Genomic DNA, 16,956 nt, shown 5'->3' with positions numbered 1-16,956 from the left:
CCGCGGAGTCCCGACTGCGTCGGGCCTCCACTCCACTCACTGCGTCGGGTTCGCTTCATGGTCAACTCACTCCTCCAGAGCGGCGAGTCCAGGGAGGGTCTTCCCCTCAAGGTATTCGAGGCTGGCTCCGCCGCCTGTGGAGATGTGCGAGAAACCGTCCTCGGGAAGCCCCAGCTTGCGTACGGCGGCCGCGGAGTCGCCGCCACCCACCACGGTGAATGCGTCGGCGGCGATCAGCGCCTCGGCCACCGCCCTCGTGCCGCCGGAGAACGCGTCGAACTCGAAGACGCCCATGGGCCCGTTCCAGAAGACGGTCCTGGCGTCGGCCAGCTTGGCGGCGAACAACTCGCGCGTCCTGGGGCCGATGTCGAGCCCCTCGCGGTCGGCCGGGATCGCGGTGGCCTCGACCGCCTCGTGCTCGGCGTCGGCGGCGAAGGTCACCGCGGCCAGCACGTCGACGGGCAGGACGAGCTCGACACCCCGCTTGGCGGCCTCGTCGAGGAAGCCGCGCACCTGGTCGAGCTGGTCCTCCTGGAGCAGCGAATTGCCGACCTCGTGGCCCTGGGCCTTGAGGAAGGTGTACGCCATGCCGCCGCCGATCAGCAGCCGGTCGACCTTGGTCAGCAGGCTGGCGATGACGCCGAGCTTGTCGGAGACCTTGGCGCCGCCCAGCACCACCACATAAGGCCGCTCGAGGTCCTCGGTGAGCTTCTTCAGCACATCCACCTCGGCCACGACCAGTCCGCCCGCCGCGTGCGGCAGTAGCTTGGGCACGTCGTAGACGCTGGCGTGCTTGCGGTGCACCGCACCGAATCCGTCGCCGACGTAGAGCTCGGCCAGCCCGGCCAGCTTTTCGGCGAACGCGCCACGCACGGCGTCGTCCTTGGACTCCTCGCCCGGCTCGTACCGCAGGTTCTCCAGCAGGGCCACCTGGCCGTCCTGGAGCGATTCAACGGTGCTTCGCGCGCTGTCGCCCACCACGTCGGCGGCGAAGGCCACGTCCTGGCCGAGCAGCTCGCCCAGGCGCCTGGCCACCGGCCTGAGCGAGTATTTCGGATTGACCTGGCCCTTGGGCCGGCCCAGATGGGCGCAGACGACGACCTTGGCGCCCCCGTCCAGCAGGGCCTTGATCGTCGGCACCGACGCGCGGATGCGGCCGTCGTCGGTGATCGTCTCCCCGTCGAGGGGGACGTTGAGGTCGGCGCGTACGAGCACGCGCCGCCCCTTCACGTCGAGATCATCGAGCGTGCGCATGCTCATTCTCCCGTCACTGTGTACATGGCCTCACTCCATGAGCCGGCTCGGTCGCCAATGCCGCCGCCTTCCCGCTGCCCGGTCGCTCCGCTCCCGGCGCTCGTCCTCCAGACCGCTCCTGCGATCCAGCGCATCGCGTGTGATCGGTGCGACGCTCACATGGAGGTCGCACCGATGAGACGACAGGACGACGAGACCGTTCATGCGGAGAACGGGCCCAGACGGCGGCACCCCGCGTCAGAGACCGCGGCCCACGAGCTCGATCAGGTCGGCGAGACGGTTGGAGTAGCCCCACTCGTTGTCGTACCAGCCGACGACCTTGACCTGGTTACCGATGACCTTGGTGAGGCCGGAGTCGAAGATGCAGGAAGCCGGGTCGGTGACGATGTCGGAGGAGACGATCTCGTCCTCGGTGTAGCTGATGATGCCCTTGAGCGGGCCCTCGGCAGCGGCCTTGACCGCGGCGTTGACCTCCTCGACCGTGACGTCGCGGCTGACGTCGACGGTGAGGTCGGTGGCCGAGCCCGTGGGGATCGGCACCCGCATGGCGAAGCCGTCGAGCTTGCCCTTGAGCTCGGGCAGGACCAGGCCGATGGCCTTGGCGGCGCCGGTGGACGTGGGCACCACGTTGAGCGCGGCTGCACGGGCGCGGCGCAGGTCCTTGTGCGGGCCGTCCTGCAGGTTCTGGTCCTGCGTGTAGGCGTGGATGGTGGTCATCAGACCCTTCTCGATGGTGAAGGAGTCGTGCAGGACCTTGGCCATCGGCGCCAGGCAGTTGGTGGTGCAGGAAGCGTTGGAGATGATCGTGTGCTTGGCCGGGTCGTAGGCGCTGTCGTTGACGCCCATGACGACCGTGAAGTCCTCGTTCTTCGCCGGGGCGGAGATGATGACCTTCTTCGCGCCGTTGTCGGCGTGCACCTTGGCCTTGGTGGCGTCGGTGAACAGCCCCGTCGACTCCAGGACCACGTCCACACCGAGGTCACCCCAGGGCAGCTTGCCCGGGTCGCGCTCCTCGAAGACCTTGATCGCCTTGCCGTCGACGATGATCTCATCGCTGGTGGCCTTCACCTCGTAGGGCAGGCGGCCCAGGATGCTGTCGTACTTCAGCAAGTGAGCGAGCGTCGCGTTGTCGGTCAGGTCGTTGACCGCGACGATCTCGATGTCCTTGCCGCTGGCGGCGACAGCGCGCCAGAAGTTGCGACCGATACGGCCGAAGCCGTTGACGCCTACGCGGATGCTCACGGAACTCGAACTCCTCGAACAGATGGCGGGCTGAAACCTCAAACACGAACCTTATCGGACGCAAATTGGTTTAGACCACTGCCACCCCCGCAGTCTGAATGACGGTTCCGCACGCACGTTTTGAGACGTTCGAGTAAAGTGCCCGACTCATCGGAGTAAATTCGTGCATTCTCTGGGGGCTGAGATGTCACATAAGCGGTCCGGGCTGCTTCCCGGACTAGCCGTAGGACTAGTCGCCGCGCTGATCTGCGCGGCCGGCCTGGGGGCGGCCGTCCTGTTCCAGACCCGCCTTCCGTACGCCGTCACGACGTTCGGCAACGGCCATCCCTTGTCCGTCGCGCTGTCCTTCCTCATCGCGCTGCTCATCACCCTGGCGATCGGCGCGGTACGCCCACGCAGCGTGATCCTTATCCCCGTGGGGGCGCTGTACGCCGGCGCGGCCGTGGCCGCCGGCCAGATCGCGGGCTTGTCGGTCATGGCGGGCGCCGCCATGCACGGCAAGGACACCCCCGCCGAACTGAGTGACATCACCCTGACCAACGCCTCCGACGGCCTCTCCCACGCGTTTTCCCTCTACGGCGGCCCGTTGACGAACACCTGGCCGGTCTGGCTGTACATCGCCGTAGCGGCCCTGTCCGCCCTCCTGCTGCTCGCTCTGCGCGTGTCACGCATCCGCCGCACCCAGCGCGCCGAGGAGCCGGAACAGCAGGAGGAGCCGGAATACCGCGCCCCGTTCGAGCCGGCCCAGACCCCGGCCAAGGAACAGCCGGCCGGTGACCTCTTCACACCCCGCAAGCCCGCCCGCGACTGACGACCCCGCTCAGCGTCACACAAGCCACGGAAGTGGGCCAAGCATGCGCTCCGTCACGGCGAGCAACCCGTGAGCCTTCACGACCGGCCATGACAGACGGAACGCGCGTCGGCGCGTGCGGCCCACTCGGCTTGCCGTAAAGGATGGGTCTCAGTAGCGCCGCACCCATCACAGACGCAAGGGCCATCACGGGGCGATGTAAACGGCCATCACGGCCGAGCATGTCTAACCGCGGGCGAACATATCCAACAGCCACAGGCCGAGCGGTCTGACCGCGACGCGCGAACATGTCTGACCGCCACGCCGAACGGTCTGACCGCCACGCGCGAACATGTCTGACCGCCACGCCGAGCGGTCTGACCGCCACGGGCGAACATGACTAACCGCCACAGGCGAACATGACTAACCGCCACAGGCGAACATGTCCAACCGCCACGGGACGAGCATGTCAAGCGGCCATCACGGGCTCACGGGGCGAGCATGTCAACGGTGAGGTTGGCCTCGGTATTGGGGATGCCGAGATCGGAGGCGCGCTTGTCGGCCATGGCGAGCAGCCGCCGGATCCGCCCCGCGATCGCGTCCTTGGTCAGCGGCGGATCAGCGATCTGCCCCAGCTCCTCCAGGGACGCCTGCTTGTGCTCGACCCGCAGCCGCCCCGCCACCACCAGGTGCTCAGGAGCCTCCTCCCCGAGGATCTCCAGCGCCCGCTGCACCCGCGCCCCGGCCGCCACCGCCGCCCGGGCCGAGCGCCGCAGATTGGCGTCGTCGAAGTTGGCCAGCCGGTTGGCGGTGGCCCGCACCTCGCGGCGCATCCGCCGCTCCTCCCAGGCGAGCACGCTGTCGTGGGCCCCGAGCCGGGTGAGCAACGCGCTGATCGCGTCGCCGTCGCGTACGACGACCCGGTCCACGCCGCGCACCTCCCGCGCCTTGGCGTGGATCTTGAGCCGCCGTGCCGAGCCCACCAGCGCGAGCGCCGCCTCCGGCCCAGGGCAGGTGACCTCGAGCGACATCGACCGCCCCGGCTCGGTGAGCGAGCCGTGCGCCAGGAAGGCGCCGCGCCAGGCGGCCTCGGCGTCGCACGCGGCGCCCGCCACCACCTGGCGGGGCAGGCCACGCACCGGGCGGCCGTGGTTGTCGATCAGGCCAGTCTGGCGGGCGAGGGCCTCACCGTCGCGGTAGACGCGCACGACGTAGCGCGAGCCCTTGCGCAGCCCGGCGGGCGCGAGGACGAGCACCTCCGCCTTGTGGCCGAACACCTCGCCGATGTCCTTGATCAGTCGCCGTGCGGTGGCGTTGGTGTCGAGCTCGGCCTCGATCACGATCCGCCCGCCCACCAGGTGCAGGCCGCTGGCGAACCGCAGCAGCGTGGAAACCTCCGCCTTGCGGCAGCACGGCTTCAACACCGGCAGGCGGCTCAGTTCGTCTTTCACCACACCTGTCATCGCCATAAGCGTTAGTCCTCTCCCCCATGCAGACCGGCTCCCGTCAGTCTCTCGCACCTTCGCGCCACGCCGACCAGGATCAACGCTTCTGGAGGAAAATCTCGTCCAGGACGGAGGCAAGACGTCGTGGGTCGTGCCTCGGCGAGCCGTCCCCGGCGGCCACGTCCGCCATGACGAGCCGCGCGCCGAGCGCGGCGGCGGCCTTCTCCAGCGCGTCGGGGTCGTCGACCACTCCGGTGTCGGCGAGCACGACGTCGATCGACAGATCGGGAGCGTGCTGCCTGAGCACCTCCAGATGCTGCTGGGGGGAGAAGTCGTCGGTCTCGCCCACCTGCGGGGCCAGGTTGAGGGTGACGAGTCGATTGGCCCTGGTCTCGTGCAGGGCCCTGGCCAGCTCGGGCACCTTGAGGTGCGGCAGCACGCTGGTGAACCACGACCCGGGCCCGAACACCACCCAGTCGGCCTCCAGCACCGCCGCGACGGCTTCGGGCCGCGCGGGCGGGTCCTCCGGCACCAGCGAGATGGCCTGGACGCGGCCGGGCGTCAGGGCGCACGCCACCTGCCCGCGTACGGTCGAGACGACGCCGTCGAGCTCCACCTCGGCCACGATGTCCAGCGGCACCGACGCCATCGGCAGCACCCGCCCGTGCGCGCCCAGCAGCCGCCCGACCCAGTCGAGTCCGGCCACGGGGTCGCCGAGCAGCTCCCACAGCGCCACGATCAGCAGGTTGCCGACGGCATGCCCGTGCAGCTCGCCCTCGCTCCGGAAGCGGTGCTGCACGACCTCGCTCCAGGTGCTGCCCCACTCGTCGTCGCCGCAGAGGGCGGCCAGCGCCATCCGCAGGTCGCCGGGCGGCAGGACGCCGAGCTCACGGCGCAGCCGCCCGCTGGAGCCGCCGTCGTCGGCGACGGTCACCACCGCGGTCAGTGTGTCGGTGACGATCCGTAATGCCGACAGGGACGCGAACAACCCGTGCCCGCCGCCGAGCGAGACCACGCTCGGCCCGGACTCCGCCCGCCGTCCAGTAGGGCACGCCACGCTGAACCGCCCCTCCTCACCAGGCGGAACACCCCCGGCCACACCGCGCCCCGCTGGAGAGCCGCCCGAGTCTCCCAGGGAAGCACCAGCCGGCCGCGGACGCCCTACCGGGATGGCACCGCCGCTTGCCGGATCGGGCAGAGCCGCTGCTTCGAAGCCCTCATCGGTCACTCCCGCCCCACATCCCGGTGGCTCACCTGGACCTCCATCCCGCGGTCGCGCAGACGGGCGGCGACCTGCTCGGCCATGGCCACACTGCGGTGCTTGCCACCCGTGCAACCCACCGCCAGCGTCGCGTAGCTCTTGCCCTCACGCGCGTACCCGGCGGCGACCACCCGCAAGACCTCCTCGTACGCGTCCAGGAACTCCTTGGCGCCCGGCTGCCCCAGCACGTAGTCGCGGACCGGCGCCTCCAGCCCGTTCATCGGCCGCAGCTCGGGCACCCAGTGCGGGTTGGGCAGGAACCGGCAGTCCACGACGAGGTCGGCGTCGACCGGCAGGCCGTACTTGAACCCGAAGGACACCACGTTGACCCGCAGCCCCGGCCGGTCCTCGCCGCCGAAGTATGCCACGATCTTGTTTCTCAGATCATGCACGTTGTGCGAGGAGGTGTCGATCACCAGATCGGCGTTGGCCCGCACCTCCCGCAGGATCCCCCGCTCCCGAGCGATGCCGTCGACCAGCCGTCCCTCGCCCTGCAGCGGGTGGGGCCTGCGGACGTTTTCGAAGCGCCGCACCAGCTCCTCGTCACTGGCCTCCAGGAACACGACGCGCACCCGCACCCCGCGCCCTTCGAGCTCCTCGATGGCGGCGTTGAGGTCGGTGGTGAAGGCGAGGCTGCGCACGTCCACGACAGCGGCCACCTTGTCGGCGGCCAGCTTGACCTTGCCCGCCTCTTCGGCCATCGCGAACAGCAGGCCCGGCGGCAGGTTGTCGATGACGAACCAGCCCAGGTCCTCGAGCGCTTTGGCCGCAGTGCTGCGTCCCGCCCCGGACATGCCGGTCACGATGACGAACGCCGGCCCGGTGCTCATCGCCTCACTCCGTCCCGGCTGTGCCTCACCGGTGTCCATGTCAACGCCCTCTCCGGCCGACGCCGCCCGCCGGCCCAGCGACCCGGGCGCTCACCGCACGGCGGCCGCCCGGCACGCCCGGTTCAGTCATCGCGGCACGCCCTTTCACACTAGCGAATGCGGGAACCCGCCTTCGCCATGTCCCTCTGTGTCCATGGTCGCGCTCGCACAGGGGCTCCGCTGGACACGCAAGCTACCGCTCTCCGCCCCAAGCTCGCCGCTCTGTGCTCATGGTCGCGCTCGCACGGGGCTCCGCAGGTCACGCAAGCTACCGCTCTCCGCCCCAAGCTCGCCGCTCTGTACGACCGTGGCGGTATCAAGGCGAGTCCCCCTTCAGCGTCGAGACGATGACCTCGGCGATCGACGGGCCGATGCCCGGAACCTCGCAGATCTCGGCGGCGGTGGCTTCCCGCAGCTTCTTCACGGAGCCGAAGTGCTTGAGCAGCGCCTGCCGCCGGGCGGGGCCGAGGCCGGGCACGCCGTCGAGCGCGCTCTCCTTCACCGACTTCGCCCTCTTGGAACGATGGTAGGTGATGGCGAACCTGTGCGCCTCGTCCCGGACCCGTTGCAGCAGGTAGAGACCTTCACTCGACCGAGGCATGATCACGGGCTGGTCGTCGCCGGGCAGCCACACCTCCTCCAGCCGCTTGGCGAGCCCGCACACGGACACGTCGTCGATGCCGAGCTCGTCGAGCGCCCGCTGGGCGGCGGCGGCCTGCGGGCCCGCGCCGTCGACCACGACAAGGTTGGGCGGGTAGGCGAACTTGCGCGGCTTGCCCGTCTCGGGGTCGATGGGGCCGTGCGCGTCCTGGTCGTCGGGGGCCAGCTCGCCGGTGGCGGAACGTTCCTCCAGGTAACGGCGGAACCGCCGCATGATCACCTCGTGGATCGAGGCGACGTCGCCTTCCTTGGTCTTGACCGCGAAGCGCCGGTATTCGCTCTTGCGCGCCAGCCCGTCCTCGAACACCACCATCGACGCCACGACGTTCTCGCCCTGCAGGTGGGAGACGTCGTAGCACTCGATGCGCAGCGGCACCTGGTCGAGGTCGAGCGCGTCGGCGATCTCCTGCAGCGCCTTGCTGCGCGTGGTCAGGTCGCTGGCGCGGCGGATCTTGTGTTGCGCGAGCGACTCCTTGGCGTTGCGCTCGACGGTCTCCATCAGCGCCCGCTTGTCGCCGCGCTGCGGCACGCGTACGTCGACGCGGGCCCGGCGCTGCTCGCCCAGCAGCTCCGCGACCGCCTCGTTGTCGGGCGGCAGGGCGGGCACGAGCACCTCGCGGGGCATCGACTCGGGGGCGGCCTCGGCGTACATCTGCAGCAGGAACTGCTCGACCAGCTCGCCGGGCGTGGTCTCCTCGACCTTGTCGACCACCCACCCGCGCTGGCCGCGGATGCGGCCGCCGCGCACGTAGAAGACTTGCACGGCGGCCTCGAGCGGGTCCTCGGCCAGCGCGATCACGTCGGCGTCGGTGCCCTCGCCGAGCACGACCGCCTGCTTCTCCAGCGCCCGCTGCAGGGCCTGGATGTCGTCCCTGAGCCGGGCGGCGCGCTCGTATTCCTGCTCGGAGGCGGCGTCGCGCATCTCCTTCTCGAGACGCTTGATGAAGCGGTTGGAGTTACCCGCCATGAAGTCGCAGAAGTCCTCGGCCAGGGCGCGGTGCTCCTCCGGGGTGACCCGGCCGACGCAGGGCGCCGAGCACTTGTCGATGTAGCCGAGCAGGCAGGGCCGGCCGATCTGCCCGGCCCGCTTGAACACTCCGGCGCTGCACGTCCGCACCGGGAAGACCCGCAGCAACAGGTCGACCGTCTCCCTGATGGCCCAGGCGTGCGAGTAGGGCCCGAAATAGCGTGTGCCCTTGCGCTTGGCCCCGCGCATGACCTGCACCCGCGGGAAGTCCTCGGCCATCGTGACCGCGAGGTAGGGGTAGGACTTGTCGTCGCGGTATTTCACGTTGAAGCGCGGGTCGAACTCCTTGATCCAAGAGTATTCGAGCTGCAGCGCCTCCACCTCGGTGCCGACGACGGTCCAGTCGACGTCGGCGGCGGTGGTCAGCATCGTCTGCGTGCGCGGGTGCAGCGCGGAGAAATCCGCGAAGTACGAGTTGAGCCGCTGCCGCAGGCTCTTGGCCTTGCCTACGTAGATCACCCGGCCGTGTGCGTCCCTGAACCGGTAGACCCCCGGGGAATCGGGGATCGAACCCGGCTTGGGCCGGAAACTCAAAGGGCTGCCCGCTGATCTCGCCACGACCAAAAGCCTAGTAGCCCGCACCGACAAGGTCGCCCCGTCCCCGGTCGGCCCCACCACCCTCCGGCACGAGCACCCGTCGCCGGTCGGCCGCACCACCCTCCGGCACGAGCATCCGGCGCCTCCGACGCCACCGCCCGGCAGGACCGCCGGCGCACATCCAGCGCCTCTCCAGCCAATACCTCTGGCGCCACCCGGCACTGGTCGGGACCGGCCGGCACAACCGACCGGACCCCATCATCGGACAAGCCAGCCCATGCCGGACCGTTCCTCGCAGCGGCGATGCTACGCGAGCGTGATCTGGTCGCCGTCGACCTTGATCTGCTGCTCGGGCAGCGGCTTGTCAGCCGGGCCGGCCGACACGGCACCATCGGCGATGTTGAACTTGCTGTTGTGGCACGGACAGACGATCAGCCCGTCCGCGACGCTGCCGACCGTGCAGCCGCTGTGCGTGCAGACTGCGCTGAACGCCTTGAACTCGCCCGACGTGGGCTGCGTGACCACGATCTTCTGGTCCTTGAAGATCGTGCCACCGCCGACGGGGATGTCGGCGGTGGCGGCCAGCGCGCCCCCGGATTGGGGTGCGGCACTGGACTGAGCGGCGCTGGATTGAGGCGCGCTCGACTCGGTGGCGCCACCGGCGCTCGTCGCGGTATCGGTACCGCCGCTGCATGCGGTGATCGCCAGCGCCAGGCCACCTGCGCCCACGCCTGCGATCACCGCCCGGCGGCTACGAAGGTCTTCTCCCATGCGCTCACCCAAACGCAGCCAGGTGAGAAATTCATGAGACGCCTTACGCCAGCCTGATCTTGTCTCCGTCCACCGTGATCTTCTTTTCCGCGAGCGGCTCGCCCGCGGGCCCGTCGGCGACGGAGCCGTCCTCGATGCTGAACTTGCTGCCGTGGCAAGGACAGTTGATCGTGTTGTTGGAGACGGTGGCCACCGTGCAGCCCGCGTGGGTGCAGACCGCCGTGAACGCCTTGAAATCGCCCGCAGTCGGCTGCGTGACCACGATCTTCTGACTTTCGAAGACCTTCCCGCCCCCTTCGGGGATGTCGCTGGTCGCGGCCAGCGCCTTGCCCTTCGATGCCGACTTCTTCTTAGGTGCCGCGGACGACGCCTCCTCGGCCGGCTCTTCGGCTGGAGGCTCAGCCGTCGCTTCCGTCGTCGGCGAACCGTAGCTCGCACACGCCGTCAGAACCGCCGCCAGCCCCGCGCCACCGGCGCCGAGCATCATTGTCCGGCGCGTCGTTTCCGTCATTGTGCGTTCCTCCCAGGATTGTCCTCACTTCAGGTACGGCCAGCGCCATGGCGCCGGTTCAGCGTGCCCGAGCCCAATCCCGGCGACTACGCACAATTACCAGTTCAGGCGATCACAACGCCGTCGCCCTCGACCCTGACCCGGAACGCGGCCAGCGGATCGGTGGCGGGCCCTTTGATGGCCTTGCCACTGTCGGCGGCGAACTCGCTCCCGTGGCAGGCGCACTTGATGACGTTGTCCTCGGGAGTGCTGAGGGCACAGCCCATGTGCGTGCAGATCGCGCTGTACGCCTTGTAGACGCCATGCGTGGGCTGCGTCACCACGATCTTCAGGTCCTCGATCAGCTTGCCGCCGCCCACCGGCACGTCAGCCGTCTTCGTGATGGCCTTGCCCTTGACGCTCTCCTGAGCCTTGGTGTCCCTCGTGCCGCATCCGGCGAGCGCCAGCCCGCACGCCGCGGCCCCGGCCGTCCCCAGCATCTCGCGCCGCCCGAGGCCGTTTTCAGGCATGGCTGCGCCCCCGTCCGTAACCGTCATATTGCCGCTGATCCTCCGCGTCGCCGCTGACCTCTGCAGGTCAGGTCATTGCCCTGACAACTCTATTGGCGGAACCCACCGCTCCCCCGATCAGGACACGGCCTCTGACCGGCTCCCAGCGGCGCGTCACGAACGGCGGCCCTCTGACCCGACCCCGGCGGCGCCGTCAAGGACGGCCTCTGACCAGGCCTCAAGCAGCACACCGCCGCACCGCGCCCCCTGCCGACCACACGCCTTCCCTCGCCGCACCGCGACCCCTGACCAGATGTCCATGTGGCGCGTCAGCGGGTGGTAGGCCGACGGTCAGCCACCGCCCCGACCCTTGCGGCCATGACACTTTCGACAGAGCACCCGCCGGCCTCCCCCGCCCGGCCCCATCGTCCTCGATGGTGGCGCCGTCCGTGGGTGGCACCGCTGGCGGTGGTGGCGGTGGCGTTCATCGCCTTCTCGCTGCCCCCGTACCTGTCCATGGACCCGAGCCAGTCGCGCGTCCCCGCCCCGGACTTCTTCCCGCCGCATTTCGTCGTCCTGTCGCTGCACGTCGTCTTCGGCTCGATCGCGATGATCACGTGCTGCCTGCAGATCTGGCCCTGGTTCCGCGCCCGCCACCCGCGGGCGCACCGCATGATCGGCCGCGTGTACGTCTTCGCCGGCTGCCTTCCCGGCGGCCTGCTCGGGCTGATCGTCTCCGTGACCACCCCGCATTTCGGCCCGGTGACCGCCGCCAGCGGCGTCGTGCTGGCACTTGTCTGGCTGGGATGCACGCTGGCGGGCTGGCGGATGGCCAGGCAGCGCAGGTTCGTCGACCATCGCCGGTGGATGGTGCGCAGCTTCGCCCTCACCATGTCGATCATCACGAACCGCCTGTGGGGGATCGTGTTCTTCATCGTGTTGTCGCCGCAGTTGGACACCACCTTCCACGGCGACGAGACACTTCTGGCGAGCGCGGTGTCGGCGCTGAGCGCCTGGCTCGGCTGGGTGTTGCCGCTGCTCTTCGCCGAGTGGTGGCTGGAGCGCGGCGACGCCGCCAAACGCCGCCGCCGCGCCCGCCAAACCGCATGACCCATGCCCGCCACGGCGCATGACCCGCGCGGCCACCAGGCCGGGTTACCTCAGAAGGACAGGATCTTCCGCAGGAAGCGCCCGGTGTGGCTCTCCTCCTCCAGCGCGACCTCCTCGGGCGTGCCGCTGGCGACCAGGCCCCCGCCGCGTGAGCCGCCTTCGGGCCCCATGTCGATGATCCAGTCGGCTGTCTTGATCACGTCGAGGTTGTGCTCGATGACGATCACCGTGTTACCGCCGTCGACCAGCCGCCCCAGCACGCCGAGCAGCCTGCGGATGTCCTCGAAGTGCAACCCGGTGGTCGGCTCGTCCAGCACGTAGATCGTCCGCCCGGTCTGCCGCCGCTGCAGCTCGGAGGCCAGCTTGACGCGCTGCGCCTCGCCGCCGGACAGCGTGGTGGCCGGCTGCCCCAGCCGGACGTAGCCGAGACCCACGTCGTTGAGCGTCTGCAGGTGACGCTTGATCGCGGGGATCGCGTCGAAGAAGCCCAGAGCCTCTTCGATCGGCATGTCCAGCACCTCGGAGATCGTCTTGCCCTTGTAGTGGACCTCCAGCGTCTCCCGGTTGTAGCGGGCGCCATGGCAGACCTCGCAGGGGACGTAGACGTCCGGCAGGAAGTTCATCTCGATCTTGATGGTGCCGTCGCCGGCGCACGCCTCACAGCGCCCGCCCTTGACGTTGAAGCTGAAGCGCCCGGGCTGGTAGCCGCGCACCTTCGCCTCGGTCGTGGCCGCGAAGAGCTTGCGGACGTGGTCGAAGACACCGGTGTACGTGGCCGGGTTGGACCGCGGCGTGCGCCCGATCGGCGACTGGTCGACGTGGACGACCTTGTCCACGAGGTCCATGCCGTTGATCCGCGAGTGCCGCCCCGGCACCGTGCGCGCCCCGTTGAGCTCCTTGGCCAGCGCGTTGTACAGGATGTCGTTGACCAGCGTCGACTTCCCCGACCCCGACACGCCCGTCACGGCCGTGAACAGGCCCAGCGGGAACTCGATGTCCACGCCCTTGAGGTTGTGCTCGCGCGCCCCCTTGACCGTGATCTGCCGCTTCTTATCGCGCTTGCGGCGCTTGGCCGGGATGGGGATGCTCCTGCGCCCGGACAGGTATTGCCCCGTCAGCGACTCCTCGCTGGACAGCAGCTGCTGCACGGTGCCGGACACCACGACCTGGCCGCCGTGCTCGCCGGCGCCGGGACCGATGTCGACCACCCAGTCGGCGGCCGCGATCGTGTCCTCATCGTGCTCGACCACGATCAGCGTATTGCCCATGTCGCGCAGCCTGATCAGCGTGTCGAGCAGGCGCATGTTGTCCCGCTGATGCAGGCCGATGGACGGCTCGTCCAGCACGTAGAGCACGCCGACGAGACCGGAGCCGATCTGCGTGGCGAGCCTGATGCGCTGCGCCTCGCCACCCGCGAGGGTGGCGGCCGCCCGGTTCATGGTCAGGTAGTCGAGGCCGACGTCGAGCAGGAAGCCAAGGCGGGCGTTGATCTCCTTGACGACCCGCTCGGCGATCTGCATGTCGCGGTCGGACAGTTTGAGCGCGGCCAGGAACTTCGCGCACTCGCCGATCGACATGGCCGCCACCTCGGCGATCGACCTGTCGGCGACCGTCACCGCCAGGGTCACCGGCTTGAGTCTGGCCCCCTTGCAGGCCGGGCACGGGATCTCGCGCATGTAGCCCTCGAACCGCTCGCGGCTCGAGTCGCTCTCCGCCTCGGCGTGCCTGCGCTGCACCCACGGGATGACGCCGTCGTAGGTGGTGTAGTAGGAGCGCTGCCTGCCGTATCGGTTGCTGTAGCGGACGTGCACCTGCTCGTCGTGGCCGTACAGCAGCGACTTCTGCGCCTTCTTCGGCAGCCGCTCCCACGCGGTGTCGAGCGTGAACCCGACGGTGTTGCCCAGCGCCTCGATCAGCCTGACGAAGTATTCACTGGTGTGGCCGCCCGACCAGGGGTGCAGCGCGCCCTCGCGGAGCGTGCGCTCCGGGTCGGGCACGACCAGGTCGGGGTCCACCTCCATCTTCGTTCCCAGACCCGTACATTCAGGGCAGGCGCCGAACGGCGAGTTGAACGAGAACGAGCGCGGCTCCAGCTCCTCGAAAGACAGGTCGTCGTAGGGGCAGTAGAGGTGCTCGGAATAGAACCGCTCGCGGCCGGGGTCGTCCTCGGGCAGGTCGACGAACTCGAGCGTGATCGTGCCGCCGGACAGCAGCAGCGCCGTCTCGACCGAGTCGTTCAGCCGGCGCCGCGCCGACTCCTTGACCGACAGGCGGTCGACGATGACCTCGATGTCATGCTTTTCGTACTTCTTCAGCGTCGGCGGGTCCTCCAGCCGCACCACGGTGCCGTCGACCCGGGCTCTGGCGAAGCCCTTGGTCTGCAGCTCGCGGAACAGCTCGGCGTATTCGCCCTTGCGGCCGCGGACGACCGGGGCGAGCACCTGGAACCTGGTGCCCTCCTCCAGGTCCATCACCCGGTCGACGATCTGCTGCGGCATCTGCCTGGCGATCGGGCGCGCGCACACCGGGCAGTGCGGCTTGCCGATCCTGGCCCACAGCAGCCTCAGGTAGTCGTAGACCTCGGTGATCGTGCCCACGGTCGAGCGGGGGTTTTTGCTGGTGGCCTTCTGGTCGATCGACACCGCCGGCGACAGGCCCTCGATGAAGTCGACGTCGGGCTTGTCCATCTGGCCGAGGAACTGGCGAGCGTACGCCGACAGCGACTCGACGTAGCGCCGCTGGCCCTCAGCGAAGATCGTGTCGAAAGCCAGGCTCGACTTGCCCGAGCCGGACAGGCCGGTGAAGACGATCAGCGAGTCTCGCGGCAGGTCGAGCGAGACGTCCTTGAGGTTGTGTTCTCGTGCACCACGCACGATCAGGCGGTCTGCCACGGCGATCCCGGAAGTCGAAAGGCGGATAGGTCCACGGGGGATGGTAGACGGGAGCTCCGACAATTTCGGCGGCCCGCTTCCCTGCCCCCGAAAATCCGTCCCTCACAGGTTACGGCCATCAGCCACCTCGACAGGAGGCCTTCGACATCTAACGATCTGACCTGCGACTTTATGCCCGCCCTCAGTGGAGACACCCCAGTGCAGAAATATCCAGACATGACCGTCCTACCCGCGCTGCAGGCGGAGCTGGCCACCGCCACCGCCCGCTTGCTGGCCACGGCCGCCTCGCTCTCCGACGCCGACCTCGCCGCCCCCTCCCTCCTGCCCGGCTGGACCAGGGGCCACGTGCTCGCCCACGTCGCCCAGAACGCCGGCTCCCACCTCAACCTCCTGACCTGGGCGAGGACCGGCGTCCGAATCCCCCAGTACGCCTCGCTCCAGGCCAGGGCGGCCGAGATCGAGGCCACCGCCGCCCGGCCTGCCGCCCGGCTCCTGGCCGACCTCGAGAACGGGGCCGCCCGCCTGGCCACCGCCATCCGCGAACTCCCCGAGGAGGCCTGGTCCGCCCAGGTGGAGGGCATGCGCCCACCGCCTCACCCCGCCTGGTACGTCCTCGTACGGCGCCTGCGCGAGGTCGGCTTCCACCACGTGGACCTCGACGCCGAGTACGGCCCCGCCGACTGGCCCGAGCGGTTCGTCGTCCGCGAGCTACGCGACTGCCTGGCCTCCTGGCCACGCGACAAGAGCACGGTAAGCGAGATCATCCTCCTCGACGCGGCCCTTGAGCACTCGGCCGGCGTCGACCCGCCACGTGAGCACTCGGCCGGCGTCGTCGCCCGCTGGCACGACCTCGGTCGCGGACCCGTCGTCCAGGGCACATCGCGCGACATGCTGGCCTGGCTGACCGGCAGGTCTCACGGCCGGGGCGTTACGCTGGTGCCTGCGGGGCAGTCGCTCATGCCAGGCCCCGGGGGGACGGGCCTTCCAGAGCCGCCGCCGTGGCTGACGATGCCGGCCCCCGCTGATCTGCCCGCGACGCCCCCGAAGGACTACTGATGACCTACACAGGTGACGTCCAGGTCGGCGGTCCCGCCGACGTGCGTGAGTTGCCCGCGCTGACGATCTGCAAGCTCGCCGTCGGCCCTTACGACAACAACGCGTATCTGCTGCGCTCCACGCAGACCGGCGACGGCCTGCTCATCGACGCGGCGGCCGACTCCGATCGCCTGCTCGCCCTGATCTCCGACGAGCCGATCGGCTCGATCGTCACGACGCACCAGCACGGCGACCACTGGCAGGCGCTGGAGCAGCTCGTCAAGGTCACGGGCGCCCAGGTGATCGCTCACCCGCTGGACGCGCCCGCCCTCCCGCTGCCGGTCAACCGCACGGTGGAGCACGGCGACACGATCGCCGTCGGCGACATCACCCTGGAAGTCATCCACCTGCGCGGCCACACGCCGGGCTCGATCGCGCTCCTGTACGACGGGGGCGAGGAGGCGGGCACCCATCTGTTCACGGGCGACTCGCTGTTCCCCGGCGGCGTCGGCAACACCTGGAAGGACCCGGAGCGCTTCAACCAGCTCTACAACGACGTGGTGGAACGCGTCTTCAACCGCCTCCCCGACGAGACGTGGATCTACCCGGGCCATGGCAAGGACACCACACTCGGCGCCGAACGCCCCTCCCTCCCGGAGTGGAAGGCCCGCGGCTGGTAAGCAGCCTCACAACAAACAGCTGACCGGCCACAGACCAGAGCACCACGTCACCGCCGGCACCCATCGTTGCCGGCGACAACGATCATTGACGCGCGGCCAGCACCCGGACGATGCGCTCGGCCGCGAGGGCGGGATCGTCGGCGAGCCCGACGAGCTCGCCCCACGACCACCGAAAGAACCAACCCTCCGGCATCGGCACGCAGTCGACCGTCTCCACCAGCATGACAGCGTCGGGGTCGCTGATCCGCAACACGGGCGGGTACGGCCGAAGGGTCGCCGTCAGCCCGCGCTGCTCCAGCTCCGTGGCCAGCTTGCCAAGGTAGTACGTGCGCGTGTGTTCGCGCGGCGTGGCCGACATGGCTCCATCAAAGCCGAAGTAAGACGA

At 69.4% G+C, this 16,956-nt stretch carries 15 protein-coding genes; 4 read left to right on the top strand and 11 right to left on the bottom strand.

The window, feature by feature from the left end; translation table 11 throughout:
* Positions 1-66 precede the first annotated feature (66 nt).
* Together ACTWPT_RS48225 and gap are read right to left on the bottom strand one after the other, a co-directional pair.
* Positions 67-1,254, bottom strand: a complete 1,188-nt coding sequence (locus ACTWPT_RS48225; RefSeq protein ID WP_443184276.1) for a phosphoglycerate kinase — start codon at positions 1,252-1,254, stop codon at positions 67-69.
* A gap of 237 nt (positions 1,255-1,491) precedes the next feature.
* On the bottom strand, positions 1,492-2,496 hold the full coding sequence (gene gap, locus ACTWPT_RS48220) for a type I glyceraldehyde-3-phosphate dehydrogenase (RefSeq protein WP_443184275.1): 1,005 nt from the start codon (positions 2,494-2,496) through the stop codon (positions 1,492-1,494).
* A 184-nt stretch (positions 2,497-2,680) separates the two neighbouring features.
* Between gap and ACTWPT_RS48215 the strand changes: the two genes are divergently transcribed.
* Entirely contained in the window at positions 2,681-3,307 is a 627-nt protein-coding gene (locus ACTWPT_RS48215; RefSeq protein WP_443184274.1) for a hypothetical protein, read from the top strand.
* A gap of 467 nt (positions 3,308-3,774) precedes the next feature.
* Here ACTWPT_RS48215 and whiA read toward each other — a convergent pair whose 3' ends face one another.
* The 7 genes from whiA to ACTWPT_RS48180 form a co-directional block, all read right to left on the bottom strand.
* Positions 3,775-4,755, bottom strand: a complete 981-nt coding sequence (gene whiA / locus ACTWPT_RS48210; protein ID WP_185103354.1) for a DNA-binding protein WhiA — start codon at positions 4,753-4,755, stop codon at positions 3,775-3,777.
* 73 nt (positions 4,756-4,828) lie between these two features.
* Entirely contained in the window at positions 4,829-5,746 is a 918-nt protein-coding gene (locus ACTWPT_RS48205; protein ID WP_443184320.1) for a gluconeogenesis factor YvcK family protein, read from the bottom strand.
* A gap of 209 nt (positions 5,747-5,955) precedes the next feature.
* Positions 5,956-6,822, bottom strand: a complete 867-nt coding sequence (gene rapZ, locus ACTWPT_RS48200) for an RNase adapter RapZ (RefSeq protein WP_305921273.1) — start codon at positions 6,820-6,822, stop codon at positions 5,956-5,958.
* A gap of 355 nt (positions 6,823-7,177) precedes the next feature.
* Entirely contained in the window at positions 7,178-9,082 is a 1,905-nt protein-coding gene (uvrC, locus tag ACTWPT_RS48195) for an excinuclease ABC subunit UvrC (protein ID WP_443184319.1), read from the bottom strand.
* A 309-nt stretch (positions 9,083-9,391) separates the two neighbouring features.
* A complete protein-coding gene (locus ACTWPT_RS48190; RefSeq protein WP_443184273.1) occupies positions 9,392-9,826 on the bottom strand; it encodes a Rieske (2Fe-2S) protein in 435 nt (144 codons plus the stop codon).
* 73 nt (positions 9,827-9,899) lie between these two features.
* Entirely contained in the window at positions 9,900-10,343 is a 444-nt protein-coding gene (locus ACTWPT_RS48185) for a Rieske (2Fe-2S) protein (protein WP_443184272.1), read from the bottom strand.
* Positions 10,344-10,471: 128 nt separating this feature from the next.
* Positions 10,472-10,876, bottom strand: coding sequence for a Rieske (2Fe-2S) protein (locus ACTWPT_RS48180; RefSeq protein ID WP_443184271.1), 405 nt, complete (start codon positions 10,874-10,876; stop codon positions 10,472-10,474).
* 357 nt (positions 10,877-11,233) lie between these two features.
* On the opposite strand from ACTWPT_RS48180, the gene ACTWPT_RS48175 reads away from it, so the two are divergent.
* Entirely contained in the window at positions 11,234-11,965 is a 732-nt protein-coding gene (locus tag ACTWPT_RS48175; protein WP_443184270.1) for a DUF2306 domain-containing protein, read from the top strand.
* Between the two features lie 50 nt (positions 11,966-12,015).
* Here the strand turns inward: ACTWPT_RS48175 and uvrA are convergent, their stop codons facing one another.
* Entirely contained in the window at positions 12,016-14,856 is a 2,841-nt protein-coding gene (gene uvrA, locus ACTWPT_RS48170; protein WP_443184269.1) for an excinuclease ABC subunit UvrA, read from the bottom strand.
* A 216-nt stretch (positions 14,857-15,072) separates the two neighbouring features.
* On the opposite strand from uvrA, the gene ACTWPT_RS48165 reads away from it, so the two are divergent.
* Both ACTWPT_RS48165 and ACTWPT_RS48160 read left to right on the top strand, forming a co-directional pair.
* Positions 15,073-15,912: a maleylpyruvate isomerase family mycothiol-dependent enzyme gene (locus tag ACTWPT_RS48165; RefSeq protein ID WP_443184268.1), complete on the top strand. Its 840-nt coding sequence runs from the start codon at positions 15,073-15,075 to the stop codon at positions 15,910-15,912.
* Positions 15,912-16,571 (top strand): MBL fold metallo-hydrolase, encoded by a 660-nt coding sequence (locus ACTWPT_RS48160; protein WP_443184267.1) that lies wholly within the window; start codon positions 15,912-15,914, stop codon positions 16,569-16,571. The genes ACTWPT_RS48165 and ACTWPT_RS48160 overlap by 1 nt, the downstream gene beginning before the upstream one ends.
* An 82-nt stretch (positions 16,572-16,653) precedes the next feature.
* Here the strand turns inward: ACTWPT_RS48160 and ACTWPT_RS48155 are convergent, their stop codons facing one another.
* On the bottom strand, positions 16,654-16,929 hold the full coding sequence (locus tag ACTWPT_RS48155; protein ID WP_443184266.1) for a hypothetical protein: 276 nt from the start codon (positions 16,927-16,929) through the stop codon (positions 16,654-16,656).
* Positions 16,930-16,956: the final 27 nt, after the last annotated feature.

This window comes from Nonomuraea sp. 3N208 (assembly GCF_052245935.1).
Taxonomy (GTDB): domain Bacteria; phylum Actinomycetota; class Actinomycetes; order Streptosporangiales; family Streptosporangiaceae; genus Nonomuraea.
This window is presented reverse-complemented; position numbering and strand designations above follow the sequence as displayed.